We start from the raw sequence: 23715 nt of genomic DNA on the forward strand, positions 1-23715 counted from the left end.
GTAGGCATGGGTCAATCTCCTGTCCCGTCAGCAGAGCCTGCCGCCGAAGGCGCCGCCTTGATGGAGATCAAAGTTCCCGCGTTTTACGCCTCGACGACGAGCGGCTGTGCTGCGGCCTGAACGCGGCCGTGTGCGTCGATGCCGCTGACGCACAGGGTCGTATCGCACAGCGTCAGCGGGGCGGGCCGGTGGCTGATCAGGATCAGTCCCTGTCCGGTGCGGCGCAGGCGGGCGGCCAGCCGTTCCAGAACGCGGGCTTCGGTCACGGCGTCCAGCCCTTCTGTCGGCTCGTCCAGAACCAGCCAGGGGGCAGGACGCAGATAGGCGCGCGCAAGACCCAGCCGTCGCCGCTCGCCGCCCGACAACCGCGCGCCGTTTTCGCCCAGCGCGACGTCCAGACCGCCCGGCGCGGCGCGAATGCGATCGGCCAGCCCGGCGTCCTCAAGCACGGCCCAGAGCTGTTCATCATCGGCCGTGGAGGCGGCCAGACGCAGGTTCTCGCGCACCGTACCGGCCATCAGCACAGCCTGCTGCGGCGCATAGGCGAACAGGGGGCGCACGGCGTCCGGCGACAGGGTCTCCAGCGCCTGATCGGCGCCCTTGAGATCGGCGAAGGCGATTTCGCCGGGCATGGGCGGGCGCAGATGCATCATCCGCTCGATCAGGGTGGTCTTGCCCGCGCCTGATCGGCCGACGATGGCCAGACGTTGAGGCGGGGCCAGATGCAGGCCGGGCGTCGCCAGATACAGGTTCGGCGCGACCGAATCCGGCGCCGTGGACGGCGCCTCTCCATCCAGCAGCTCGCCCAGACGCTGGACGGCGACGGCGACGGCGCCGTTCTGGCGCAGGGCGTTCAACAGATTGCCAGCGCTCTCGATCGTGGCGACGGCGGCCAGCATGGACAGGGCGGTCAGGGCAGGCGAGGCGGCGCCTGCGGCCAGCGCCGCGCCCGTCACGCCCAGCGCCATCGCCAGCGTCTGCCCCGCCATCAGCCAGCCTCCGGCGCGGGCCAGCGCCTCGGCGGCGGCCTCGACCTCGCCGCCTTGGCGAGCCAGCCGGTCGACGGCCCAGTCCTTCATGCCATAGGCCTGAAGCTCGGGCGCGGCGGCGGACATGGCGGCGAAGTCGGTCTTGAAGTCGCCCATCGCCTCTTGCTGGCGACGGCCCGCGGGCTGGGCCAGACGGCGGCCCAGGATGACGCCCACACCCACGCTGAGCATCGCGGCCAGGGGGACAGCGACGGCGGCGCGCCATCCGGCCAGCGAGGCCATCACCATGCCGGTCAGCAGGCCTGCGCCCGCGCTCCACGGCGCGGACAGGCGCACGAAGCGATCCTGAACGGCGTCGACATCCTGCACCAATCGGGCCGAAGCCTCGCCGCCCGCCAGCGAAAGGGCGCGCGTCGTGGAGCCGCGCGCCAGACCATCGAACAGTTGAGGACGCAGGGCGGCCAGCGCCTTCAGCGCCGCCTCGTGGCCGGTGACGCGCTCGCCATAGCGGGAGGCGGTGCGGACGATGGCCAGAAAGCGGATGACCGCGCTGGGCACCAGATAGTTGAACACATGGGCCACGGCGGGGCCGGCCGCTCCGGCCAGAGCGGATGCGGTGATGAACCAGCCCGATACGCCCAGCAGGGCTACGGCGCCGGCCGAGACCAGCGCTCCTGTGACCGATGCGGCCAGCAGGCGCGGGAACTGGGCGCGCTCCTGAGCGCGGATCATGGCCTTGAGGCGGACGACGCCGGAAGAGGACTGAGGCTTCACAGGCGCACCACTGCATCGGCCAGTTCGGCCACGGCGTCGGAATGGGTCGCGATCAGGGTCGTGCGCCCGCGCGCCGCCTCGCGGATGAGCGGCAAGAGGGCGGCCTCGGCGGCGGCGTCCAGATTGGCGGTCGGCTCGTCCAGAAGCAGCAGGGGCGCGGGCTTCAGGAAAGCGCGGGCCAGACCCAGCCGCCGCCGCTCGCCCCCCGACAGGCCGCCGCCGCGCTCGTCGATCAGACGGTCCAGCGCGCCGTCGAGGCCCGCCCTGCGCGCGGCCTGTTCGATCTGTTCGGATGTGGCGCTGCGATGGGCCAGGGCGATGTTCTCGGCCAGCGTCCCCCGGATCACGACCGGCGCCTGACCGGCCCAGGCGATCCAGGCGGTCAGGTCGGGCGCGTCGGACAGGCGCGCGTCGTCGACCTCGACCTCGCCGCCCGACAGGGGCGCCAGACCCAGAAACAGGTTCAGCAGGCTGGTCTTGCCCGCGCCGCTGAGGCCGGTCAGGGCGACGATGGAGCCGGACGCGACCGTCAGATTGAAACCGCTGAGGACCGGCGCGCCGTCATAGGCGACGGCCACGTCGCAGAACCGGATGGCGGGCGCCGCCGTCGGAACGGCGGGGCGGGGGCGGGGCGCTTCTTCGGCCTGATCCAGTCGGCTGAGACTGGGGACGGCGGACTCGGCGGCCTGACGGTCGTGATAGGCCGCGGCGAGGCGGCGCATCGGCTGATAGACCTCGGGCGCCAGGGCCAGAACGAAGAAGGCCTGCGCCAGACTCAGTTCGTCGGGCGCGGGAAACGGCAACAGCTTCAGCAGGTTGAACCCGCAGTAGACGGCGACAAATGCGACGGCCAGCGCCGAGAAGAATTCCAGCACCGCCGAGGACAGGAAGGCGACCTTCAGCACCTTGCCGGTGCGGCGGGCCAGATCGTCCGAGGCGCGGGCGATGACGCGCGTCTGCTGGGCTTCGGCCTGAAAGGACAGGATGGCGGGCAGGGCGCGCACCCGGTCCAGAAACAGACCCGACAGCCGCTCCAGCGCCAGGAACTGACGGCGGCTTTCGGCCCCCGCCGCCATGCCGGTCAGGGCCATGCCTATCACGAAGGGCAGCAGGGTGAAGATCAGGATGCCGGCCGTGAACGGGCTGACCACGCCCGCCGCCGCGATCAGGATCAGGGGCGAGGCGGCGGCGGCGGTGCGGGCGGGGGTGAAGCGGGCGACGTGGCCGTCCAGCGCCTCGACGCCCTCTGCGACGGCGGTCATGACCTGGGCGTCGGACAGGCGGCCGCTGAGCGCGCCCTTCAGCACGCGGCGGCGCAGGCCGTTCTTGGCGGCGCGGGCGGCGCGGGTGTTGACGAGGACGGCGCCCTGGCCGAGCGCGGCGCGCACGATCAGGGCGGCGACCGCCAGCAGCAGGCCGGGAACCGCTTCGTCCAGTCCGCGCGGCAGGGCGCCGACGGCCAGGGCCAGACCAGCGGCGAATCCGATGGCCGGAACCGTGTCGGCGATCACCAGCACGCCGCCCAGACGCATCAGCCGACGCCAGGGCGCCAGGGCGGACTTCAGCCAGGCCGCCGCCGTCGCCGCCGCTTCCACGATTCGACTGCGATTCGCCTCTTGAGGATCGATCGGCTGGGCCGTCATCGCGTCTCCTGTTGCGCCATTATGGGAATATCGGCTCGATGCGGCCTCATCCCATATGAACGCCGACAATAAATCATGAGGCAAAAAGCCTATGTGGCGAAAGGTCTTTGGGCGAAACGCCCGGTGGTTCAAGGGGCTGTGACCAGCTTTGATCAGGATCAAGGCGAGCCAAACGGCTTTGTCTTAGGGTATGGTAGAACGCCGGTCGATGGGGGCTGGCGGTCAGGAGCCTGAACGATGATCGACCTGGCGGTCGTAGACCTTTCACGCCTGCAGTTCGCACTGACGGCGCTTTATCACTTTCTGTTCGTGCCCCTCACGCTGGGCCTCTCCTTCATGCTGGTCATCATGGAGAGCATCTATGTGATGACCCGTCGGCCGATCTGGCGGACGATCACCCGTTTCTGGGGCACGATTTTCGGCATCAACTTCGTGCTGGGCGTCGCCACCGGCCTGACGATGGAATTCCAGTTCGGCATGAACTGGAGTTATTACTCCCACTACGTCGGAGACATCTTCGGGGCGCCGCTGGCGATCGAGGGCCTGATGGCCTTCTTCATGGAGGCGACCTTCGTCGGCCTGATGTTCTTCGGCTGGGACAAGCTGAAGCCGCACGCCCACCTGTTCGTCACCTTCATGGTCGCCCTGGGCACCAATCTGTCGGCCCTGTGGATCCTGGTCGCCAACGGCTGGATGCAGAACCCGGTCGGCGCGGCCTTCAACCCGGACACCATGCGTATGGAAATCACCGACTTCATGGCGGTGATCTTCAACCCGGTGGCCCAGGCCAAATTCGTCCACACCGTGTCGGCCGGTTACGTCTGCGCCGCCGTGGTCGTGCTGGGCATCTCGGCCTTCTATCTGCTGAAGGGCAAGCACAAGGGCTTCGCCAAGCGGTCGATGACCGTCGCCGCAGCCTTCGGCCTGCTGTCGTCGCTGTCGGTGGTCGTTCTGGGCGATGAGTCGGGCTATGCTCTGACCGACAACCAGAAGATGAAGCTGGCCGCGCTTGAGGCCATGTGGCGCACCGAAGAGGCCCCGGCCGGTCTGACCCTGTTCGGCCTGCCGAACCTTGAGGACCGTCACACCCACCTCGAGGTCAAGGTGCCCTATGTTCTGGGCCTGATCTCGACGCGCAGCATCGACAAGCCGGTCGAGGGCATCCTTGAACTGGTCGCCGTCGCCGAGGACCGCATCGAACGCGGCGTCGTCGCCTATGACGCGCTGGAGAAGGTCAAGGCCGATCCGACTGACATGGCCGCCCGTGGACAGTTCGAGACGGTGCGCAACGACCTGGGCTACGGCCTGCTGTTGAAGCGTTACGTCGAGGACCCGCGCGCCGCGACGCCGGATCAGATCAAGCAGGCCGCATGGTCGACGGTGCCGAACGTGCCGCTGATGTTCTGGGTCTTCCGCTTCATGGCGGGCATCGGCTTCCTGATGATCGGCCTGTTCGGCGCGGCCTTCATCCTGTGCACCCTGCGCAAGCATGAGACGAAGTGGTTCCTGCGTCTGGCCGTTCTGGCCATCCCGCTGCCGTGGATCGCCATCGAGTCCGGCTGGCTGCTGGCCGAGGTGGGGCGTCAGCCCTGGGCAGTTGAAGGTGTTCTGCCGACCTTCCTGGGCGCGTCCAGCCTGACCGTGACGCATCTGTGGACCACGATCATCTGCTTCACCCTGCTGTACGGCGTGCTTGCTGTCGTCGAGGTCGGCCTGATCCTGCGGGCGGTCAAGAAGGGACCGTTCGCCGAGCAGGAAGCCCGCGAAGAAGACGCCCGCACGGAAGGCGAGCCCGCGGTCGCCTGACCCGGTCGTTGAAGGAAAAAGAGAGATGGAACTTCTCCTCGACTACACCACCCTCCGCCTGATCTGGTGGGGACTGCTGGGCGTGCTGCTGATCGGTTTCGCCCTGACCGACGGGTTCGACATGGGCGTCGGCGCCCTGCTGCCCTTCGTCGCCAAGACGGACGAAGAGCGCCGCATGGTCATCAACACCATCGGCGCGACCTGGGAAGGCAATCAGGTCTGGTTCATCGTGGGCGGTGCGGCGATCTTCGCCGCCTGGCCGCAGGTCTACGCCGTCAGCTTCTCGGGCTTCTATCTGGCGATGTTCCTGGTGCTGGCCGCGCTGATCCTGCGTCCCGTGTCGTTCAAATATCGCTCCAAGCGGCCCGAGGCCCGCTGGCGCTCGATGTGGGACTGGGGCCTGTTCATCGGCAGCTTCGTTCCGGCCCTGGTGTTCGGCGTGGCGGTCGGCAACGTCCTGCTGGGCGCGCCCTTCCGTCTGACCAGCGACCTGCGCAGCTTCTATGAAGGCAGCCTGCTGGGCCTGTTCTCGCCCTTCACCCTGATCTGCGGCCTGCTGTCGGTGTCCATGCTGGTTCTGCACGGCGCGGCATGGCTGGCGATCAAGGGCGAAGAAGGTCCGGTGCTGAAGCGCGCCCGCGCCATCGGCACCATCGCCGGCGCGGCCAGTCTGGTGCTGTTCGCCATCGGCGGCGCCATGGTCGCTTTTGGCGACATGGGCTTCCGCATCACCGGCGTGGTCGACACGGCGGGCGCCTCAAACCCGCTGCGCACAGCGGTCGAGGCGGCGCCGGGCGCCTGGATGGACAACTACGGTCGCTATCCGTGGATGATCATCGCTCCGGTGCTGGGTTTCGCCGGCGCTGCGGTCGGTCTGCTGGGGATGTGGCGCAAGTCGGCGGCCATGGCCTTCGGCGGTTCGTCGGCCTCGGCGGTCGGGATCATCTCGACGGTCGGCCTGTCGATGTTCCCCTTCATCCTGCCCAGCTCGATCAACGCCCAGTCCAGCCTGACCGTGTGGAACGCTTCGTCCAGCCACGCGACCCTGTTCATCATGCTGATCGTGGTGGCGGTCTTCCTGCCCTTCGTCCTGCTCTACACCGCCTGGGTCTACAAGGTGCTGTGGGGCCGTTCGACCGAGGCTGAGCTGAAGACCAACCCCGACCTCTACTGATCCCGCGAAAGGAGATCATCCCATGTGGTATTTCGCCTGGATCCTGGGCCTCGGCCTGGCGGTGGCGTTCGGCGTGCTGAACGGCCTGTGGCACGAGTTCCGCCTGTTCGATGAAGGCGACGAAGGTCAGTCGGAACCCTGATCCGCGTCGTCTGACGAACAGACTGAAAGATCCCCTTCGGCGCAGGCCGGAGGGGATTTTTCTTGGCTCACACCGTTGGAAATATCAGCGGCTTGCGATGGATCAAGGCGACGCAGGCGAGGCAGGCGCACGGTCATGCAGACATCGAAGCCGGGCCTCCTCCCGACCCGGCGAATGTCGGGGATTGAACCGATGAAAACCGCCGCCGCCCTTATCGCCTCTGTCAGTCTGCTGGCCGTCGCGGGCGCCGCCTCGGCCCAGAGCGCCGCCCCCGAACAGGTGGGCAAGGGCTCGCTGATCGTCACCGCCCGCATGACCGGCGTCCTGCCGCAGGCCGATGACGCCATCGTCACCGCCGCCGGGGCCGACAGCGGCCTGAAGGTCGATGTGGGCGATGACTGGATGCCGACGCTGGGCTTCACCTATTTCGTCGCCGACCACTGGGCCGTCGAGGCCATTCTGGGCGCGACCCAGCATGAGGTCCGCGCCAAGGGGGCGGGAACGGATGTTGCGGTGCATGAAACCTGGGTGCTGCCGCCGGTGGTGACGCTGCAATATCGCCCGACGCCGAACGCGACGGTCAGCCCCTATGTCGGGGCGGGCGTCAGCTACATGGCCTTCTTCAGCGGCAAGGACAAAAACGGCTTCGAGGTCGATCTGGACAACGGCTTCGGCGTCGCGCTGCAGGCGGGAGCCGACTGGAACATTTCGGGCCCGTGGACGCTGAACGTGGACGCCAAGAAGGTGTGGTTCGACACGGACGCCAAGATCAACGGCGGCGCGCTGAAGAGCAGCGTCAGCCTTGACCCCTGGGTGGTGTCGGTCGGCGTCGGCCGCAAGTTCTAGAGCCGATGCGGGGAGGGGCGCGGAACGTCAGGCCGCGTCCCCTTATCCCTTTGACCTAAATGGGTCAGGCGGCGCCTTCGCCCAGGGCCTTGAGCGCGGCCGGATCGGGCAGGGCGACGTCATTGCCGGGCAGCAGCTGGATCAGGCCGGAGGTCTTGAACTGGGTGAAGACCCGGCTGACCGTCTCGATCGTCAGGCCCAGGTAGTCGGCGATGTCCAGCCGCGTCATCGGCAGATGGACCTGCCCCTCCGGCCCGCCCAACTGCACCTGGCGCTCCGACAGGCGGGTCAGGAAGCTGGCCAGCCGCTCGCGCGCCGTCTTGCGGCCCAGAAGGACGATCTGCTCCTGCGCCGCCATCAACTCATCCCCAGCCAGGGCCACCAGTCGGTGCTCCAGCGCAGGCAGGGCGTTCAACAGTTGATCGAAATCGCCGCGCCGGAACCGGCAGGCGTTCAGCGGGGTCAGCGCCTCGGCCGTGAAGCTGGACGGTCCGCGCCCGCCCAGGCCCAGAAAATCGCCCTGGAACAGGAAGCCTGTGATCTGGCGTCGTCCGTCGGGCAGCAGGCGATACAGCTTCACCGCTCCGTCCACGACGTTGAAGACATAAGGATTCGGATCGCCTTCATGGAACAGGGCCTGACCCGGCTGGGCCGAGACGCTCTCGCTGGCGCAGGCCATGCTCTGAAGCTCATGCCCCTTCAGATCGGCGCATACGCCCAGCGGACGGGCGCCGCAGCTGGCGCACGGATGGACGTCCTCCAGACGCACCTCATTGATTGGGGCCGGGGCCGCTGCGGTGTTCACGAACGTCGTCTCCTGGATAGCGCAGCACTCTAGGCGATCCGGGGCCGATTCCGAATAGGTCACCCTGTCCTAGCTGCGCTTTCGACGAGGTCGCCGGGGGCCGGGGCCTCTTCGGCATAGCGCAGCCGCGCGCCCAACTGACCGGCCAGAGCCGTCAGTTCGACCGCCAGACTTTGCCGCACCAGAGGCCGCACGCCCATTTCGCGCACGACGAAGGGACCGGCCCACAGCGTCTCGCCATACTCCAGATCCGGTTGCCGCCACCAGCTGACGAAGCCCAGCATGCCGCCGCGCTGATTACGCGCGCTGAGGATGCCCCGGCTGTCGGGCGCGGCGCGCCAGGCCGACAGGAAGGCCTCCCACTGGGCCTGCTCCAGATTAGGCCGCCACAGCCGCGCCAGGGCGAAGGCGGCCGGGGCCTCCGCCTCATTGAGGGGTGCCACCTCCAGCCTTGGCGCATCGGACGCGAAACGGGACTCTGTCATGACCGCATAGAAAGGGGGGCGGGGTCCATGCGCCTTGATCTGCGTCAAGGCTGGGCCGAAGCTGGCGGTCGACCCTGCCGTTCCATCCCTCGGAGAATCGCCATGAGCCCGTCCCCGCGCATCACCCCGATCCATGGCGGGGCAGTGGCCGCCATCCTGAAGCTGCTGGACAGTCAGGCGTTGATGACCCTGGCTGTGAACCGGGCCGACGGGCGGCCGCAGGCGGCGACGCTGGGCTATGTGAACGACGGGCTGAACCTCTATTTCGTCACCGGCCGCGACAGCGAGAAGCTGAAGAATCTGATCGCCGATCCGCGCGTCGGCGTGGCGGTGCGCGGCGTGGGACAGGAGGGCGAGGCGGTCGGCGTCTCCATCGACGGCCGGGCCGAACCTGTGACCGATCCGGCCGAGGTCGCGCGGCTGAACGGCCTGATTCAGGCCCGCTCGGCCGACAACAGCCCTTTTGCGCCCGGCGACGACCAGACGACGGTGGTCAGGATCATGCCCGAAACCGTCAAGGCCGTGGCGGTGATCGACGGCCGCAGCCGGGCGCAGGCCTTCTCGATCGGCGACGCTGATGATGCGGTGAAAGGCCTGAGCTATGAGCCGAGCGCCGTGGCGCGGTTGTTCTGAGGAAAATCCGCGACTTCATGCGTCTGCGGCGCAGATGGCCCTTGAAATGACCGTGGGGCTCGGGCATACGCCCCCCTCTGGCGAGGGTCGCGCCGCTGGGTGGATATCCACGGCGCGCTGATCTTTGTCCGGGACACTAGGAGTGTAGCTCAGCTGGTAGAGCATCGGTCTCCAAAACCGAGGGCCGGGGGTTCGAGTCCCTCCACTCCTGCCATTCCCCCTGTTGTTATCGCCTGGGACTTCCCATGTGGGGCAACAGGATCCAGAGGTTGAAGAGACGTCAAATGGCCAAGGCGAAGACCCCGGGCGGTCGCCGCACCGCGGGGACCAAGACCGCAGCAGCCGCGCAAGGCGCAGCCACCGTGGCCGTCGACGCGCCTGCGCCGAAGAAAAAGACGTCCATCCCCCAGTTCATCAGCGAAGTCCGCGCTGAGGCCCGCAAGATCAGCTGGCCCAGCCGCAAGGAGACCTGGATCACCTCGGTGATGGTCTTCATCATGGTGCTGATCGCTTCGGCCTTCTTCTGGATCGTCGATACGGGCCTTGGTTTCGCGTCCCGCATCATCCTCAGCCTTGGCCAATAAAGGAGACGCGCACATGACCGATGCAGCGCCCAAGCCGGCGGCCAATCCCCGCCACAAGTGGTATATCGTCCACGCCTATTCGAACTTCGAAAAGAAGGTCGCCGAGCAACTGCGCGACCAGGCCAAGCAACAGGGCCTGGAAGACGCCTTCTCTGAAATCCTGGTTCCGACCGAGGACGTCATCGAGATCCGCCGCGGCAAGAAGGTCAACGCCGAGCGCAAATTCTTCCCCGGCTATGTGCTGGTGAAGATGGAGATGACTGACGAGGCCTATCACCTGGTCAAGAACACGCCGAAGGTTACGGGCTTCCTGGGCGCCGCAGGCGGCACCCGGCCGCTGCCGGTCTCGGAGCGTGAAGTCCAGAACATCATCGGTCAGGTGGAAGAGGGCGTCGAGCGTCCGAAGCCCACCATCCGCTTCGACATCGGCGAGAACGTCAAGGTCATCGACGGCCCGTTCGCCAGCTTCGACGGTCAGGTCGAAAGCGTCGACGAAGAGAACGCCCGCCTGCGTGTGGCCGTCTCCATCTTCGGCCGTCCGACCCCGGTCGAACTGGAATACAATCAGGTGGAGAAGGTCAGCGCCTGATCGGCTGCTGACGCCACACAGAGATCGGGACCGTCTTCGGGCGGTCCCGTTTGCGTTTTCAGGGCCTGCCTGTTAAACGCGCGCCTTCGCTGGACGACCTTCGAGTCGCTCGGCGTCAAATCCGTGGAAGGCAGCCATGCCGCACCACGGCTCACCGGCCCGCTGCATCGTCGTCGGGTCATTCACAGGAGAGACCAATGGCCAAGAAGATTCTCGGCTATATCAAGCTGCAAGTGCCGGCCGGTTCGGCCACGCCTTCGCCCCCGATCGGCCCGGCTCTGGGTCAACGCGGCGTCAACATCATGGGCTTCTGCAAGGAGTTCAACGCGCGGACCGAGAAGGAAGCCAAGGGCACCCCGCTTCCGACCGTCATCACCGTCTATCAGGACAAGTCGTTCACCTTCATCACCAAGACGCCGCCGGCGACCTGGTATCTGAAGCAGGCTGCGGGCATCAAGTCGGGCTCCAAGCTCGTCGGCCGCGAGCTCGCCGGCAAGATCACGCAGACGCAACTGCGCGAGATCGCCGAGAAGAAGATGAAAGACCTGAACGCGAACGATCTGGACGCCGCGTCGCGCATCATCGAGGGCTCGGCCCGCGCCATCGGCATTCAAGTGGTGGAGGGCTAAGACATGGCTAAGCTGACCAAAGCCCATAAGGCCCGCACGGGCGTCACCGAAGACCTGCTGCCCTTCAACGAAGCCATCAAGCTGGTGAAGGACAACGCCAAGGCCAAGTTCGACGAGTCGATCGAAATCGCCATCAACCTGGGCGTCGACCCGCGTCACGCCGACCAACAGGTCCGCGGCGTGGTGAACCTGCCCTCGGGCACCGGCCGCGACGTCCGCGTCGCCGTCTTCGCCAAGGACGCCAAGGCTGAAGAAGCCAAGGCGGCCGGCGCCGAACACGTCGGCGCCGAAGACCTGTACGAGAAGATCGCCGGCGGCTTCATGGAGTTCGACCGCGTGATCGCGTCGCCGGACATGATGGCCCTGGTCGGCCGTCTGGGTAAGGTGCTGGGCCCGCGCGGCCTGATGCCGAACCCGAAGGTCGGCACCGTGACCCCGAACGTCGCTCAGGCCGTCAAGGACGCCAAGGGTGGCGCCGTTGAGTTCCGCGTCGAGAAGGCGGGCATCGTCCACGCCGGCATCGGCAAGGCCTCCTTCACGCAGGACGCCCTGGAAGCCAACGTCAAGGCCATCGTGGACGCCCTCGTCCGCGCCAAGCCGTCGGGCGCCAAGGGCACCTATGTGAAGCGCATCGCCCTGTCCTCGACGATGGGCCCGGGCTTCAAGGTCGACCCGGCTTCGCTGGGCGCCTGATCCGGCTGAACGACCAAGAATGACGACGGCCCCGGAAGAGTAATCTTCCGGGGCCGTTTTCTTTGCGCTTTTCTATCCGCTCATCCCGGCGGAAGGGGAGGTGGGCGCGAACACTGACGGGAGCATATGCGTTACGGCAGATATGTGGCCGTCAGTCGGCCTTGTCGCCGCTGAACATAGAGTTGCCGTTGGCGGTTGTTGCGGGGACGCTCTGGATGACGTCGAAATGCTCGATGATCCTGCCGTTCTCGACGCGGAAGATGTCGACGATGGCGCGGCCGGGGTCGTCGGGCGTCTCTTGCGAATGGACGTGCAGGGCGACCAGATCGCCGTCCGCGATCACGCGATGGATGGTGGCGCGCGATTGGGGATTGTCGCGGAAGAAGCTCTCGAAATAAGCATAGAAGGGCTCGGAGCCGTTCGGCACGTCAGGGTTATGCTGGATGTAGCGGTCGCCGATATAGAGCCGCGCCGCCTCGGTCGGGCGGTGCTGGTTGAAGGCCAGATCATAGAAGGCGACGACGATCCGCGCATTCTCGGCCTCGGTCGGGGTGCGTGTAGCAGAGGCCTGCGCCGGAGCCGGCGCCGCTTCATGGGCGCTGACGGGAACGGCTGCGGCGCTGAAGACGAGGGCGGCCAGTGCGGCGATGGTGAACGGTTTCATCTGCACGCCTTCCTCAATAACCGACGTTGAAGCGGGCGCGGGGGTGACGGGGCGTCTCGATCTCGTCGACCATGGCGATGGCGTAGTCGGGGAAGGTGATGCGGCTGTTCCCCTGATCGTCCGACAGCAGGGCGTCGCCGCCCAGACGGAAGACGCCGGTGCGGTCTGATCCGTCAAACACCGCCGAGGGCGACAGGAAGGTCCAGTCCAGCTCAGGTTCAGCGCGCAGCGTCTCAAGGAAGCGCCCGCCCGCCTCGGCCTCGGCGCGATAGGCGTCGGGAAAGCCGGGCGTGTCGATCAGGGCCTGTCCGGGCGCGACCTCCAGGCTGCCAGCGCCGCCGACGACCAGATAGCGCGGGACGCCCGCATCCTTGACCGCCTTTATCAGGACTGCCGGATCGCTGTCGACGAACATGATGGCGCTGACGACGGCGTCGGCGCCGTTCAGGGCAGGGGCGAGGGTGTCGGGCTGGTTCACGTCCCCGGTCACAGCCGTCACGCTCGGCGCTGCTGGAACGCGTTCTGGCCGACGGGCGACGGCGGTCACCGTATGGCCGCGTCGGGCCAGTTCCTTGACGATCTCCGAACCGGCGCGGCCGCTGGCGCCCAGAACAGTCACTTTCATCGGCTTGCTCCTATTGGTTACCAATAGATACCAGGTGTGCTATGGGGATCAGTCATGCAAGAAGGCACTTTTTCCTCACCAGGTTCCCCGGCGGTGACCGCCCCCGGCGCTGACAGGCGTGATGACGGGCGCGGGAACGCCTATGCCGCCGACTGTCCGACGCGCCTGCTGCTGGACCGGATCGCCGACAAATGGACGGTCCTGCTGCTGACGACGCTGGATGACGAGCCGATGCGCTTCAACGCCCTGAAGCGCCGGATTGAGGGCGTGTCCCAGAAGATGCTGAGCCAGACCCTGCGTCAGATCGAGCGCGACGGCCTTGTCACCCGCACGGTGGAGGCCAGCGTGTCCGTCTCTGTCACCTATGCGATCACGCCGCTGGGACGGGAATTGGTGCAGTCGCTGCGGCCGATGATCGACTGGGCCGAGACGCGGATGGCGCAGATTGCGGTGTTACAGGCGGCTTATGATGGGCGGGTCCGGGGCGTCTAATCCACCGTTCTGTGCCCGGACGACTTGACGAGCGGGGTCGGAATCCGGTCTTGGACCCCGGGCGCCAGGGCGGCGACCGTATCGGAGAGGCTTCATGCTCAACTGGTTCCAGGCGCTGCTGCCGAAGGAAGACAATTTTTTCCGGCTGTTCGACGCGCATGTGCAGTCGCTGTCGAAGGGCGCGGACGCCCTCCGGCACATGATGGACGGCGGTCCCGAGACCGCAGACTGGTGCGCCAAAGTGGTCGCCCATGAGGAAGAGGCCGACGAGGTCGCACGCGAAGTTCTGTTCGCCGTGCGCCGCAGCTTCATCACGCCGTTCGACCGCGCCGATATCCGCGGCCTCACCAATTCGCTGGATGACACCATCGACCAGATGCAGAAGGCGGCCAAGGTCGTCACCCTGTACGAGATGCGCGCCTTCTCGCCCAAGATGCAGGAACTGGCCGACATCGCCGTCCAGTGCGCGGCCCTGACGCAGGAAGCCTTCACCCTGCTGCCCGCCATGCGCAAGAACCACGAACGTCTGGTGGTGCTGACCGAGCGCATCACCGATCTGGAAGCGCGCAGCGACGACCTGTACGACGCCGGGATGAAGGCGCTGTATGAGGCGCACCGCCATGACGGCACGGGCGGCAACACCCTGGGCTTCATCATCGGCAGCCAGTTGCTGGATCACCTGGAGAAGGTGATCGACCGGTTCGAGGATGTGGCCAACCGCATCAACGGCGTTCTGGTCGAGCACCTGTAGGACCGCCATGGACCACGCCCTCCTGATCCTGATTTTCCTGATCGGCGTCGCCCTGCTGTTCGACTTTCTGAACGGCCTGCACGATGCGGCCAATTCCATCGCCACCATCGTCGCCACCCGCGTCCTGCCGCCGATCTATGCGGTGGGGTGGGCGGCTTTCTTCAACTTTATCGCCTTCCTGTTCTTCGGCCTGCACGTCGCCGACACCATCGGTCGGGGCATCATCTCGCCGGACATCATTTCGGATCAGGTGATCTTCGGCGCCCTGATGGGGGCCATCAGCTGGAACATCATCACCTGGATCGCGGGCATTCCCTCGTCCAGTTCGCACGCCCTGGTGGGCGGCCTGCTGGGCGCAGGCGTGGCCAAGGCGGGCGGCGGCGCGGTGGTCATCAGCGGCGTGCTGAAGACGGTGGGCGCCATCTTCATGTCGCCGGCGATCGGCTTCCTGCTGGCCCTGCTGCTGGTGTTGATCGTGTCCTGGCTGTTCGCCAAGGCCAATCCCAACTTCGCCGACCGGGTCTTCCGGGGCCTGCAATTCCTGTCGGCCTCGGCCTATTCGCTGGGCCACGGGGGCAATGATGCGCAGAAGACGATGGGGATCATCGCCATACTGCTTTATTCGCGCGGCATGCTGGGCGGTGAGTTTCACGTGCCTTTCTGGGTGGTTATCACCTGTCAGGCGGCCATCGCCCTGGGCACCCTGTTCGGGGGCTGGAAGATCGTTCACACCATGGGATCACGCATCACGCGCCTCAGCCCGCAACAGGGTTTCTGCGCCGAGACGGGCGGAGCCATCACCCTGTTCGCCGCGACCAGCATGGGCATTCCGGTGTCGACCACACACACCATCACCGGCGCCATCGTCGGCGTGGGCGCCGCCAAGCGGGTTTCGGCCGTGCGCTGGAGCGTGGCGCGCAGCATCGTCACCGCCTGGTTCATCACCATGCCCGCAGCGGCGGCCATCGGCGCCCTGTTCTACGCCATCGGCGGGCTGTTCCTGACCTGATGTCCAGTAAGCCCCGCACCCTGTCATCAGAGACGCGCCAGGTCGCGGCCCTGCCGTGGCGACACGGCCCCGACGGCGTGGAGATCATGATGATCACCTCGCGAGAAACGCGGCGCTGGGTCATCCCCAAGGGCAACCGCATGGCGGGCAAGACCGACGCCGAGGCCGCCGTGATCGAGGCTTATGAAGAGGCCGGGGTACAGGGCGACGTCATGGGCGCGCCCATTGGGTGGTTCCGATACGGCAAGCGGCTGAAGTCGGGGCGTGTTCAGGCGACCATCGCCAGCGTCTATCCGCTGGAGGTCTTCATCCAGCTGGGCGCCTGGCCCGAGGACGCCCAGCGCGTGCGTCGCTGGATGTCGACCGCAGACGCCGCCGTCGCCGTGGACGAGGTCGAGCTGGCCGAACTGATCCGCGACTTCAACCCGGGCGGTGCGGCGGAGTAGGGCGTTTGCGCCGTCGCCCCAAGGCGCCACACGGGCGTTGATTTTCCTGCGGGGCCGTGTATAGAGCCCGCATCTCGTCAGGGCCCTGGTTCTGACGATGCCTGTCCGAGAACTTCGGGATGCGGGGGTCGCCCGCGTCATAATCGTCCAGAGAGCCCTCTGGCGCCGTGGGGAGATGGGGATGCACAGACCTTTTGCCTGCCGGTATCCGGCGGGCGGGCCACGCTTCCTTCGGACAATTAAGACCGGCCTGAACGCTGTGCAGCAATGCATGGCGCTTAAGCCAAATCCGTCGTCGGGAATAAGCCCGACGGCGAATGCCAAAACTGGAGACCACAATGGACCGCGCACAAAAAGCCGAGTCGATCGAACAGCTGAAGAGCGTGTTCGCCGACGCGGGCGCCGTGGTCGTGACCCACAACCTGGGTCTGACCGTTGTGGAGATGGAAGACCTGCGTGGCCGCCTTCGTAAGGAAGGCGGCGCGTTCAAGGTGGTGAAGAACCGTCTGGCGCTCAAGGCGCTGGGCGTCGAGGAAGGCAGCGAATACCACGACCTGTTCAAGGGTCCCGTGGGCATCGCTTATGCAGCTGACCCCGTCACCGCCGCCAAGGTCACGGCCGAATTCGCCAAGGGGAACGACAAGTTCAACATCCTCGGCGGTTTCATGGGCGACAAGGTTCTGGACGCCAAGGGCGTCGAGGCCCTGTCCAAGCTGCCGTCGCTGGACCAACTGCGCGGCAAGCTCATCGGCCTGCTGCAAGCCCCGGCGACCAAGGTTGCCGGCGTTCTGCAAGCGCCTGCCGGCCAGCTGGCTCGCGTCTTCAACGCGTACGCGACCAAAGACGCCGCCTAAGCCCCGTCATCTCTGCACATCTCTCTGAACCTCATCCTACCGAAGGAAGACTAACATGGCTGATCTCGCTAAAATCGTTGAAGAACTGTCGGCTCTGACCGTCCTGGAAGCCGCTGAACTGTCGAAGCTGCTGGAAGAGAAGTGGGGCGTTTCGGCCGCTGCTCCGGTCGCCGTCGCCGCTGTCGCCGCTGGCGGTGGTGAAGCCGCTCCGGCTGGCGAAGAGCAAACCGAGTTCACCGTTGTCCTGGTTGACGGCGGCGACAAGAAGATCAACGTCATCAAGGAAGTCCGTGGCGTCCGCACCGACCTGGGTCTGAAGGAAGCCAAGGACCTGGTCGAAGGCGCTCCGCAGCCGGTCGTCGAGAACGTCTCGAAGCAGACCGCTGAAGAGCTGAAGAAGAAGCTGGAAGAAGCCGGCGCCAAGGTCGAAATCAAGTAAGATTTCGGAACTTGCCTCTGGATTTCCAGAGACAGCTTTCAAAGCGAAGCGGGTCGGAGGGAAACCTCCGGCCCGTTTTTCTTTTGGCCATGCTCTGCGTCGCACAGGTGCGGCAACAGCCGTGCGTGACGCGGCCGTGACGGCGCGCTAATCTACCTCGAAAGGCCATCAGAGCCGTGAGGAGCGTTCCCATGTCCGATTTCGAGCACGTTTTCGAGCAACCGCCGGAAGGCGCCGCCGCCGACTGGACCATTCCTCAGAACTGGTCGTCCTATACCGAGGTCGAGCATCAGACCTGGAACACCCTGTATGAGCGGCAGATGAAGATCCTGCCGGGGCGCGCCTGCGACGCCTATATGCGCGGGCTGGAGGCGCTGGACCTGAACGCAGGCGGCATTCCCGACTTCGAGATCATCAATCCCAAGCTTCAGGCCCTGACCGGCTGGACCGTGGTCTGCGTGCCCGGACTGGTGCCGGACGAGGTCTTCTTCGACCATCTGGCCAACCGCCGCTTCGTCTCAGGTCAGTTCATCCGCAAGCCGGATCAGCTGGATTACCTGCAGGAGCCGGACATCTTCCACGATGTGTTCGGCCATGTGCCGATGCTGACCGACCCCGACTTCGCCGCCTATATGGAGGCCTACGGCAAGGGCGGGCAGAGGGCGGCGTCACTGGGGATGCTGCCGAATCTGGCGCGCCTGTACTGGTACACGGTCGAGTTCGGCCTGATGCAGGAGGCGGACGGCCTGCGCATCTATGGCGCGGGCATCGTGTCGTCGGCGACCGAGAGCGTCTTCTGTCTGGAAAACCCCTCGCCGAACCGCCTGGGCTTCGACCTGGAGCGGGTGATGAAGACCCTGTACCGCATCGACGACTTTCAGCAGGTCTATTTCGTCATCGACAGCATCGAGGCGCTGAAGACGGTGACGCTGCAGGACTTCGGCCCGGTCTATGAGAGGCTGAAGGGCGCCGAGGCCCTGCCGATCGAGGCGGTCCTGCCGCAGGACAGGGTGTTTACGCGCGGAACGCAGTCTTACGCGGCCAAGGGCGGGCGCTTCGCGGCTTGATGCGATTTTTCCCTCCCCTTCATGGGGAGGGTGGTCGCGAAGCGACCGGGTGGGGAGGACGCGGCGATCCTGGCTCGGCGCTTGAATAGCCAAGTCGCCCCCACCCGGTTTCGCCCTGAGGGCTCAACCACCCTCCCCATGAAGGGGAGGGAGAAAAATAGAGTCCAATTCGTCTGAAATCTCTTTCACGGCCTTGGCTCGAGGAGATGATGGCGCGGGCTGAAGGCCGGGCGGGCTAAGGCCTGCTGGACGCCCGCAAAGCCCATCTACTTCAGGGATTGGAAGGCCGTGTTGCGATGGCTGCAAGCGCCTCTTCCGCCCTTCTCCCCCGAGGGGAGAAGGGCTTAAGCGCGCTGGAACGGGTAGAAGCCGTCGCCCAAATTCAGAATCTGCGTCAACTCATTCAGCGCGCCGCGCGTCTCGTCCAGCAGGGCGGGGTCGGCCAGATCGCGGGCCGTCAGGCTGTCGCGATACCAGCGGCGGCCCCAGTCCGACAGGCGGGCGTGAAGCGCGTCGGTCAGGCGCATGGCCGGGTTGGTCGCCGCCAGTTCGACCTCGGTCAGGACGACGCGCAGACGCAGGCAGGCGGGGCCGCCGCCGTTGCGCATCGATTGGCGCACATCGACATATTCGACATGGCCGATCGGGCCGTTGGAAGCGGCCAGCGCTTGCGCGACCGCATGGCTGCGCGGGTTGTCGCGCGTCTCGGTCGGGCAGATCAGGGTCAGGCGGTCCTGCCCCGGAACCCGGATCAGCATGGAGTTGAACAGATAGGAGCTGATGGCGTCGGCCAGCGGCAGGTCGGCAGCCGAGACCTCGACGAACTGCGGCTCGAAGCCGTCGGCGGCGGCGCGGATGGCGGCCTTGGTCGCGTCCGTGTCCTCGAACGCCAGCTCGTGGAAGAAGAGGGTGTCCAGCGCCCCGACGCAGACCACGTCGTTGTGGAAGGTTCCTCCGGCGATGGCGGCCTTGCCCTGACGGGCCAGGACGGCGCCGGACGCTTGGTGGCGACGCATGATGGCCTCGGACGCCTCGCGCGTCTGGCGGGCGGGGTAGGGGCCGTCCCAATGCTCCCAAGCCTCGCGGCCCCAGACCATCAGATTGACGCCCGCCTCGCCGTGATCGCGGCACAGGCGGACGTGGTTGGCCGCCCCTTCGTCCGCCAGATGGGCGACCGGGGGCAGGGCGTCGTGGACGGCGAACCGGCTGGCGTCGGGGAAGAGAGCGTCCAGCGCGCGTTTCGTCTGACCGTGCTCCAGAGAGCGGTGCAGGTTGGTGATCAGATTGGCGGGGGTGAAGTGGACGCGGCCGTCACGTGCGTCGGCGCTGGGCGTCACCGTCGCGGCGTTGGCGGCCCACATGGGCGAGGCCGAACAGGCGGCGGCGGCGAAGGAGGGGGCGTCCTTCCAAGCGCGTTCCAGCACCTGGGCGTCGGAGCCCGAGAAGCCGAGGTCGCGCAGGAAGGGGATGTTCGGCCGCTCGTGCGGGGGCAGGACGAACTGGGGCAGGCCCAGATCGGCCAGGGTCTTCATCTTGTCGAGGCCCTGCAGCACGGCCGCGCGCGGGTTCGACGCCTCGCCCTTGTTCAGGCTGGACGCCAGATTGCCCGGCGACAGCCCGGCGTAGGAGTGCGTCGGCCCGATCAGACCGTCGGCGTTGGCTTCGACAGCGCTCATGCGTCCTTCTCCCCTTGAGGGAGAAGGTGGGCGCCGGAGGCGCTCGGATGAGGGGGGACGGCGGCGTCGTTTCCGATCATCCGGGACCTTGAGTTCGATTGGCTAGACATGGTGCTGACACCCCTCATCCGTCTCGCTCCGCGAGCCACCTTCTCCCTCAAGGGGAGAAGGGGTCAGAGCAGGCCCTTGATTTCGCTTTCGATGTTCTTGACCGCGCCGGACTCGAAGCTGGCGACCGGATAGGCGCAGTAGTCGGCGGCGTAATAGGCGCTGGGGCGGTGGTTGCCGCTGGCGCCCAGGCCGCCGAAGGGCATGTCGCCTGCCGCGCCCGTGGTCGGACGGTTGAAGTTCACCACGCCCGCGCGGATGCGGTTGATGAAGCGATCCCAGTTTTTCGCATCGTCGCTAACCAGACCGGCGGACAGTCCGTATCGGGTGGCGTTGGCGGCGGTGATGGCGGCGTCGAAGGTCGGGACGCGCAGCACCTGCAGGAAGGGGGCGAACATCTCTTCGTCCTCGACCGCGACGCCGGTGACGTCGATGATCGCAGGCTTGACGAAGGCGCCGGGCAGGTTGTCGACCGGACCCGAGGCGCGGATCACGCGGGCGCCCGCGTCGATGCGCTGTTGCAGGGCGGCGAGGGCGGCGGTCGCCGCCTTCTCCGAGATCAGCGGCCCGGCGTAGGGCTCTGGATCGCTGTCCCACGGGGCGAAGTTCAGGCGGTCGGACAGGGCGGCCACGGCCTCGACGATGGCGTCTCCGGCTGCGCCTTCCGGCACGATCAGGCGGCGCGCGCAGGAGCAGCGCTGGCCGGTGGTGACGAAGGCGGACTGGACCACGATGCCCGCGACCGCCTCGGCGTCGGCGGCGTCCCAGACGACCAGCGGATTGTTGCCGCCCAGCTCCAGCGCCAGGATGACGTGGGGATCGTCGGCGAACTTGCGCCGGAAATGCGCGCCCGCCGCGCCCGAGCCGGTGAACATCAGGGCGTCGATCGGCTGATCCAGCAGGGCGGCGCCGGTGTCGCGCCCGCCCTGAACCATGTTGAACACGCCTTTGGGCAGGTCGGCGGCCTCGAGGCATTCGGCCATCAGCTGGCCGGTCAGGGGCGTTTCTTCGGACGGTTTGAACACGACCGTGTCGCCCGCCAGCAGGGCCGGGACGATGTGGCCGTTGGGCAGGTGGCCGGGGAAGTTGAACGGGCCTAGCACCGCCGAGACGCCGTGCGGGCGGTGACGCAGGACGGCGCGGCCGAAGGCGGTGTCGTTCGACCGCTCGCCGGTGCGCTCGTCATAGGCGCGGATGGAGATGTCGACCTTGCCCGCCATGGAGGCCAGTTCGGTTTTCGTCTCCCACAGGGCCTTGCCGGTCTCGCGGCTGATGGCTTCGGCCATTTCGGGCGCGCGTTCTTTCAGGATGGCCTGATAGCGTTTCACGGCGTCGATGCGATCACCTCGCGGGCGGTCGGCCCAGTCGGGGAAGGCGGCGCGGGCGGCCTCGACGGCGGCGCCGACCTGTTCGACGGAGGCGGCTTCGCCCTCCCAGACGGTTTCGCCGGTGGCGGGGTTGGTCGAGGTGAAACGGGTCATGGCGGGTACTCGGCTCAGGATTTCACGCGGACGACAGCGCCGTCCTTGATCTTCAGGGCGGCGGCGACGTCGGGGGTCATGCGGGCCAGATCGTCGTCCACCAGCACGCGGGCGCGGACGGCGCGGAAGGCGGCGACGCTGTCGGTCGAGACGAGGGAGGGCAGGTCGACCTCGACCTCCTTCTCGATGCGGGCGGTCAGGACGCGGGCGTCGCGCACGGTGCGGATGTTGTCGCGGCCGCAGGCGACGGTCGGCCCGGCGTCGAAGATGTCGACCAGACCGTTGGGCCGGAAACCTTCGCTTTCCAGCAGGGCCATCGCGGGCACGCCCTGGGGGTGGACCTTGCCGATCACGGCGCGGGCCGGTTCGGGCAGCAGGTCGATGTAGATGGGATGGCGCGGCGCCAGGTCGAGGATGAACTGCTTGTCGGTCGAGCCGGTCATGCGATCGGCGTCGTCAAAATCCATCGGGAAGAATTTGTGCGCCACATGGTCCCAGAAGGGGCAGTAGCCGTCGGGCGTGAAGACGCCGCGTAGTTCCGCCAGCACATTGTCGGCGAACAGGTCCGGCTGGGCGCCGATCAGCATATATCGCGACTGGCTGAGCAGACGCCCGGCGCCGCCCTTGCGCCGGTCGGCCTTGAGGAACAGGGAGCCGACCTCGGTCCAGCCGGTGCATTCGTTGACCAGCACCAGCGTCTGATGGTTCAGCTTTACGCTCAGCGACGGCGACTGGACGGTGTTGTTCACGACACGGAAGCTGAAGAAGGGCCGCTTCAGCCCCACCGTCGCCTTGACCGAGCCGATGCCGTCGATGTCGCCCGTGTCGCCGTCCTCCAGCATCAATGTGTACCAGGCTTCCTGCGGCGGAATGCGCCCCTCGAAGCTGGCCTGACTGAGCTCCAGCCGCTCGCTCAGGACGTCGGCGTCCTCGGGCAGGCTGGTGAAGCCGGGGCCGGACAGGATGGCCAGTTCGAGCAGGTGGTGAAGGTCGGCGGGACCGGCGGGGCGAACAACGAGCATGCGGTTACATCGTCTCCAGTCGGAGCTGTTTCAGTTTGAGGGCGTCGATCTCGCCCGAGGCGATCTTGCACAGGATCAGGGCGGACAACTGCGCGCGCTCGACGAAGCTGGCGGGCCAGGCGAATTCTTGATCCGAGTGAATCTCGCCGCCGACGACGCCCAGGGTGTCGACATTGGGCAGGCCTGCGGCGTGCAGGTTGTTGCCCTCGCAGACGCCGCCGGAAGGCTTCCACGCGATGGTCTGGCCCAGCAGGTCGCCCGCGTCGCGCACGGCGTGGAACAGGGCGGTCTGGCTGGCGTCCATCGGCTTGGGCGCGCGGGTCATGCCGCCGTGCAGGTCCAGCGTCAGGCCGGGGAAGGGGGGCTCGGCGGCGAGGGCGCGCACCGTTTCGTCGATCCAGGTCGCGCTCTGGGCGTCCGGCACGCGGACGTTGAAGCGCACCACGGCGTTGTCGGCCACGACGTTGAGGGGGCCGCCGCCTGCGATCTTGGCGACATTGACGGTGACGCCCTCGCGCTGGCCGTTCAGACCATGCAGGCGGGCGGCGATGATGGCGGCGCCTGCGACCGCATTGGCGCCCTCATGGAAGGCGCGGCCCGCGTGGGCGGCCTTGCCGGTGACGATCAGGTGGAAGTTGCCGCTGCCCTTGCGCTCGCCCGCCAGCGTGCCGTCGGACAGGGCGGGTTCATAGGTCAGGCCGACGTGGCCGCGTGCGCCCAACTCCGCCAGCAGCGGCGCCGAGGCGGGCGAGCCGATCTCTTCGTCGGGGGACAGCAGGACGGTCCAGCCGACGCGGGCCTTGTCAGGATGCGTCTCGAAAGCTTCCAGCGCGGCCAGCATGACGCTGATCCCGCCCTTCATGTCGGCGATGCCCGGTCCGTTCAGGGCGCCGTCGTCGCGTGTGACGACGCTCTGGAAGGCGCTGTCGGCGGGGAAGACGGTGTCGTAATGGCCGGTCAGCACGACCTGAAGCGGGGCTTCGGGCCGGGCGGTGATCTTCAGGCAGTCGGCGTAGGATTCGGCGATCACCGCGCCGCTGTCGGCGACGGTGGTGGAGCCTTGGGTCGGCACACGCTCGACCGTCGCCGCTGCGCTGAAAGCGGCGCGCGCCGTGGCGTCCAGAACGTCGAGAACCCGCGCCAGCCCTTCGGCGTGGCGGCTGCCTGAGTTGATGTCGGACCAGTCGATGGCGCGTTGAACAATGGCGCCGCCACGAGCCGCGACGTGGTCCAGCACGGCCTGATCCTGAGGTTCGATCCGCATGGCGCCGACCCTAGACGGGCGCGGG

26 protein-coding genes and 1 tRNA gene are annotated in these 23715 nt (G+C 67.0%); 17 read left to right on the forward strand and 10 right to left on the reverse strand.

From position 1 onward, the window contains the following. Nucleotides 1-83: 83 nt before the first annotated feature. Both ACORJG_RS04400 and cydD read right to left on the reverse strand, forming a co-directional pair. The gene (locus ACORJG_RS04400; RefSeq protein WP_427791942.1) at nucleotides 84-1763 is read right to left on the reverse strand and encodes an amino acid ABC transporter ATP-binding/permease protein; all 1680 of its coding nucleotides are present in this window, start codon (nucleotides 1761-1763) and stop codon (nucleotides 84-86) included. After that, nucleotides 1760-3406, reverse strand: coding sequence for a thiol reductant ABC exporter subunit CydD (gene cydD / locus ACORJG_RS04405; protein ID WP_427791944.1), 1647 nt, complete (start codon nucleotides 3404-3406; stop codon nucleotides 1760-1762). Before cydD ends, ACORJG_RS04400 begins: the two co-directional genes overlap by 4 nt. 240 nt (nucleotides 3407-3646) lie before the next feature. Here cydD and ACORJG_RS04410 point away from each other — a divergent pair, with 240 nt between their 5' ends. From ACORJG_RS04410 to ACORJG_RS04425, 4 genes are all read left to right on the forward strand, one after another. Further along, nucleotides 3647-5212 (forward strand): cytochrome ubiquinol oxidase subunit I, encoded by a 1566-nt coding sequence (locus ACORJG_RS04410; RefSeq protein ID WP_427792961.1) that lies wholly within the window; start codon nucleotides 3647-3649, stop codon nucleotides 5210-5212. A 25-nt stretch (nucleotides 5213-5237) separates the two neighbouring features. Next, nucleotides 5238-6386 (forward strand): cytochrome d ubiquinol oxidase subunit II, encoded by a 1149-nt coding sequence (gene cydB, locus ACORJG_RS04415; RefSeq protein WP_427791946.1) that lies wholly within the window; start codon nucleotides 5238-5240, stop codon nucleotides 6384-6386. 22 nt (nucleotides 6387-6408) lie between these two features. Next, a complete protein-coding gene (cydX, locus tag ACORJG_RS04420; protein ID WP_003168504.1) occupies nucleotides 6409-6528 on the forward strand; it encodes a cytochrome bd-I oxidase subunit CydX in 120 nt (39 codons plus the stop codon). Nucleotides 6529-6720: 192 nt separating this feature from the next. Further along, on the forward strand, nucleotides 6721-7374 hold the full coding sequence (locus ACORJG_RS04425) for an OmpW/AlkL family protein (protein ID WP_427791947.1): 654 nt from the start codon (nucleotides 6721-6723) through the stop codon (nucleotides 7372-7374). Nucleotides 7375-7438: 64 nt separating this feature from the next. Here the strand turns inward: ACORJG_RS04425 and ACORJG_RS04430 are convergent, their stop codons facing one another. After that, entirely contained in the window at nucleotides 7439-8179 is a 741-nt protein-coding gene (locus ACORJG_RS04430; protein WP_427791949.1) for a Crp/Fnr family transcriptional regulator, read from the reverse strand. A 59-nt stretch (nucleotides 8180-8238) separates the two neighbouring features. Continuing rightward, nucleotides 8239-8664 carry a hypothetical protein gene (locus ACORJG_RS04435; RefSeq protein WP_427791950.1) on the reverse strand — a complete coding sequence of 142 codons (426 nt, stop codon included), beginning with the start codon at nucleotides 8662-8664 and terminating at the stop codon, nucleotides 8239-8241. Nucleotides 8665-8766: 102 nt separating this feature from the next. Between ACORJG_RS04435 and ACORJG_RS04440 the strand changes: the two genes are divergently transcribed. The 6 genes from ACORJG_RS04440 to rplA all read left to right on the forward strand — a co-directional run bounded on the left by ACORJG_RS04440 (nucleotide 8767) and on the right by rplA (nucleotide 11792). Then, entirely contained in the window at nucleotides 8767-9297 is a 531-nt protein-coding gene (locus ACORJG_RS04440; RefSeq protein WP_427791951.1) for a pyridoxamine 5'-phosphate oxidase family protein, read from the forward strand. A gap of 138 nt (nucleotides 9298-9435) precedes the next feature. Further along, a tRNA-Trp gene (locus ACORJG_RS04445) sits at nucleotides 9436-9511 on the forward strand. A 70-nt stretch (nucleotides 9512-9581) separates the two neighbouring features. Further along, the gene (gene secE, locus ACORJG_RS04450; RefSeq protein WP_427791953.1) at nucleotides 9582-9881 is read left to right on the forward strand and encodes a preprotein translocase subunit SecE; all 300 of its coding nucleotides are present in this window, start codon (nucleotides 9582-9584) and stop codon (nucleotides 9879-9881) included. A 13-nt stretch (nucleotides 9882-9894) separates the two neighbouring features. Continuing rightward, entirely contained in the window at nucleotides 9895-10470 is a 576-nt protein-coding gene (nusG, locus tag ACORJG_RS04455; RefSeq protein WP_427791955.1) for a transcription termination/antitermination protein NusG, read from the forward strand. A 197-nt stretch (nucleotides 10471-10667) separates the two neighbouring features. Continuing rightward, the gene (gene rplK / locus ACORJG_RS04460) at nucleotides 10668-11099 is read left to right on the forward strand and encodes a 50S ribosomal protein L11 (protein ID WP_427791957.1); all 432 of its coding nucleotides are present in this window, start codon (nucleotides 10668-10670) and stop codon (nucleotides 11097-11099) included. 3 nt (nucleotides 11100-11102) lie between these two features. Next, nucleotides 11103-11792, forward strand: coding sequence for a 50S ribosomal protein L1 (gene rplA, locus ACORJG_RS04465; RefSeq protein WP_427791958.1), 690 nt, complete (start codon nucleotides 11103-11105; stop codon nucleotides 11790-11792). A gap of 151 nt (nucleotides 11793-11943) precedes the next feature. Here the strand turns inward: rplA and ACORJG_RS04470 are convergent, their stop codons facing one another. Together ACORJG_RS04470 and ACORJG_RS04475 are read right to left on the reverse strand one after the other, a co-directional pair. Next, entirely contained in the window at nucleotides 11944-12456 is a 513-nt protein-coding gene (locus ACORJG_RS04470) for a nuclear transport factor 2 family protein (RefSeq protein ID WP_427791960.1), read from the reverse strand. 13 nt (nucleotides 12457-12469) lie between these two features. Beyond that, nucleotides 12470-13081, reverse strand: coding sequence for an NAD(P)-dependent oxidoreductase (locus ACORJG_RS04475; RefSeq protein WP_427791961.1), 612 nt, complete (start codon nucleotides 13079-13081; stop codon nucleotides 12470-12472). Between the two features lie 93 nt (nucleotides 13082-13174). Here ACORJG_RS04475 and ACORJG_RS04480 point away from each other — a divergent pair, with 93 nt between their 5' ends. From ACORJG_RS04480 to phhA, 7 genes are all read left to right on the forward strand, one after another. Further along, nucleotides 13175-13573, forward strand: a complete 399-nt coding sequence (locus ACORJG_RS04480) for a winged helix-turn-helix transcriptional regulator (protein WP_427791963.1) — start codon at nucleotides 13175-13177, stop codon at nucleotides 13571-13573. A gap of 94 nt (nucleotides 13574-13667) precedes the next feature. Further along, a complete protein-coding gene (locus ACORJG_RS04485; protein WP_427791965.1) occupies nucleotides 13668-14324 on the forward strand; it encodes a DUF47 domain-containing protein in 657 nt (218 codons plus the stop codon). A gap of 7 nt (nucleotides 14325-14331) precedes the next feature. After that, nucleotides 14332-15333, forward strand: coding sequence for an inorganic phosphate transporter (locus ACORJG_RS04490; RefSeq protein ID WP_427791967.1), 1002 nt, complete (start codon nucleotides 14332-14334; stop codon nucleotides 15331-15333). Beyond that, the gene (locus ACORJG_RS04495; protein WP_427791969.1) at nucleotides 15333-15779 is read left to right on the forward strand and encodes an NUDIX hydrolase; all 447 of its coding nucleotides are present in this window, start codon (nucleotides 15333-15335) and stop codon (nucleotides 15777-15779) included. The genes ACORJG_RS04490 and ACORJG_RS04495 overlap by 1 nt, the downstream gene beginning before the upstream one ends. Nucleotides 15780-16117: 338 nt before the next feature. Continuing rightward, nucleotides 16118-16633 carry a 50S ribosomal protein L10 gene (rplJ, locus tag ACORJG_RS04500; protein WP_427791971.1) on the forward strand — a complete coding sequence of 172 codons (516 nt, stop codon included), beginning with the start codon at nucleotides 16118-16120 and terminating at the stop codon, nucleotides 16631-16633. A gap of 55 nt (nucleotides 16634-16688) precedes the next feature. Next, nucleotides 16689-17072, forward strand: a complete 384-nt coding sequence (gene rplL, locus ACORJG_RS04505) for a 50S ribosomal protein L7/L12 (protein WP_427791973.1) — start codon at nucleotides 16689-16691, stop codon at nucleotides 17070-17072. Nucleotides 17073-17263: 191 nt separating this feature from the next. Further along, nucleotides 17264-18139: a phenylalanine 4-monooxygenase gene (gene phhA, locus ACORJG_RS04510; RefSeq protein ID WP_427791975.1), complete on the forward strand. Its 876-nt coding sequence runs from the start codon at nucleotides 17264-17266 to the stop codon at nucleotides 18137-18139. Between the two features lie 344 nt (nucleotides 18140-18483). Here the strand turns inward: phhA and astB are convergent, their stop codons facing one another. The 4 genes from astB to ACORJG_RS04530 form a co-directional block, all read right to left on the reverse strand. Further along, entirely contained in the window at nucleotides 18484-19815 is a 1332-nt protein-coding gene (gene astB, locus ACORJG_RS04515) for an N-succinylarginine dihydrolase (RefSeq protein ID WP_427791977.1), read from the reverse strand. 173 nt (nucleotides 19816-19988) lie between these two features. Further along, the gene (gene astD / locus ACORJG_RS04520) at nucleotides 19989-21404 is read right to left on the reverse strand and encodes a succinylglutamate-semialdehyde dehydrogenase (protein WP_427791978.1); all 1416 of its coding nucleotides are present in this window, start codon (nucleotides 21402-21404) and stop codon (nucleotides 19989-19991) included. A gap of 14 nt (nucleotides 21405-21418) precedes the next feature. Continuing rightward, nucleotides 21419-22426 (reverse strand): arginine N-succinyltransferase, encoded by a 1008-nt coding sequence (locus ACORJG_RS04525; protein WP_427791980.1) that lies wholly within the window; start codon nucleotides 22424-22426, stop codon nucleotides 21419-21421. A 4-nt stretch (nucleotides 22427-22430) separates the two neighbouring features. Continuing rightward, a complete protein-coding gene (locus ACORJG_RS04530) occupies nucleotides 22431-23690 on the reverse strand; it encodes a hydrolase (RefSeq protein WP_427791982.1) in 1260 nt (419 codons plus the stop codon). Between the last annotated feature and the right edge of the window lie 25 nt (nucleotides 23691-23715).

The sequence above is a fragment of the Brevundimonas diminuta genome (assembly GCF_050310045.1).
Lineage (GTDB): Bacteria > Pseudomonadota > Alphaproteobacteria > Caulobacterales > Caulobacteraceae > Brevundimonas > Brevundimonas diminuta_F.

Excerpts from the sequence above, each read along its gene's own strand:
- nusG (WP_427791955.1), top strand. The coding sequence starts at position 9,895 with ATGACCGATGCAGCGCCCAAGCCGGCGGCCAATCCCCGCCACAAGTGG.
- ACORJG_RS04475 (WP_427791961.1), bottom strand. The coding sequence starts at position 13,081 with ATGAAAGTGACTGTTCTGGGCGCCAGCGGCCGCGCCGGTTCGGAGATC.
- astD (WP_427791978.1), bottom strand. The coding sequence starts at position 21,404 with ATGACCCGTTTCACCTCGACCAACCCCGCCACCGGCGAAACCGTCTGG.
- rplL (WP_427791973.1), top strand. The coding sequence starts at position 16,689 with ATGGCTGATCTCGCTAAAATCGTTGAAGAACTGTCGGCTCTGACCGTC.
- ACORJG_RS04495 (WP_427791969.1), top strand. The coding sequence starts at position 15,333 with ATGTCCAGTAAGCCCCGCACCCTGTCATCAGAGACGCGCCAGGTCGCG.
- cydD (WP_427791944.1), bottom strand. The coding sequence starts at position 3,406 with ATGACGGCCCAGCCGATCGATCCTCAAGAGGCGAATCGCAGTCGAATC.
- ACORJG_RS04530 (WP_427791982.1), bottom strand. The coding sequence starts at position 23,690 with ATGCGGATCGAACCTCAGGATCAGGCCGTGCTGGACCACGTCGCGGCT.
- rplA (WP_427791958.1), top strand. The coding sequence starts at position 11,103 with ATGGCTAAGCTGACCAAAGCCCATAAGGCCCGCACGGGCGTCACCGAA.
- secE (WP_427791953.1), top strand. The coding sequence starts at position 9,582 with ATGGCCAAGGCGAAGACCCCGGGCGGTCGCCGCACCGCGGGGACCAAG.
- cydX (WP_003168504.1), top strand. The coding sequence starts at position 6,409 with ATGTGGTATTTCGCCTGGATCCTGGGCCTCGGCCTGGCGGTGGCGTTC.
- ACORJG_RS04425 (WP_427791947.1), top strand. The coding sequence starts at position 6,721 with ATGAAAACCGCCGCCGCCCTTATCGCCTCTGTCAGTCTGCTGGCCGTC.
- rplK (WP_427791957.1), top strand. The coding sequence starts at position 10,668 with ATGGCCAAGAAGATTCTCGGCTATATCAAGCTGCAAGTGCCGGCCGGT.
- cydB (WP_427791946.1), top strand. The coding sequence starts at position 5,238 with ATGGAACTTCTCCTCGACTACACCACCCTCCGCCTGATCTGGTGGGGA.
- ACORJG_RS04485 (WP_427791965.1), top strand. The coding sequence starts at position 13,668 with ATGCTCAACTGGTTCCAGGCGCTGCTGCCGAAGGAAGACAATTTTTTC.
- ACORJG_RS04440 (WP_427791951.1), top strand. The coding sequence starts at position 8,767 with ATGAGCCCGTCCCCGCGCATCACCCCGATCCATGGCGGGGCAGTGGCC.
- rplJ (WP_427791971.1), top strand. The coding sequence starts at position 16,118 with ATGGACCGCGCACAAAAAGCCGAGTCGATCGAACAGCTGAAGAGCGTG.
- ACORJG_RS04470 (WP_427791960.1), bottom strand. The coding sequence starts at position 12,456 with ATGAAACCGTTCACCATCGCCGCACTGGCCGCCCTCGTCTTCAGCGCC.
- astB (WP_427791977.1), bottom strand. The coding sequence starts at position 19,815 with ATGAGCGCTGTCGAAGCCAACGCCGACGGTCTGATCGGGCCGACGCAC.
- ACORJG_RS04435 (WP_427791950.1), bottom strand. The coding sequence starts at position 8,664 with ATGACAGAGTCCCGTTTCGCGTCCGATGCGCCAAGGCTGGAGGTGGCA.
- ACORJG_RS04525 (WP_427791980.1), bottom strand. The coding sequence starts at position 22,426 with ATGCTCGTTGTTCGCCCCGCCGGTCCCGCCGACCTTCACCACCTGCTC.
- phhA (WP_427791975.1), top strand. The coding sequence starts at position 17,264 with ATGTCCGATTTCGAGCACGTTTTCGAGCAACCGCCGGAAGGCGCCGCC.
- ACORJG_RS04490 (WP_427791967.1), top strand. The coding sequence starts at position 14,332 with ATGGACCACGCCCTCCTGATCCTGATTTTCCTGATCGGCGTCGCCCTG.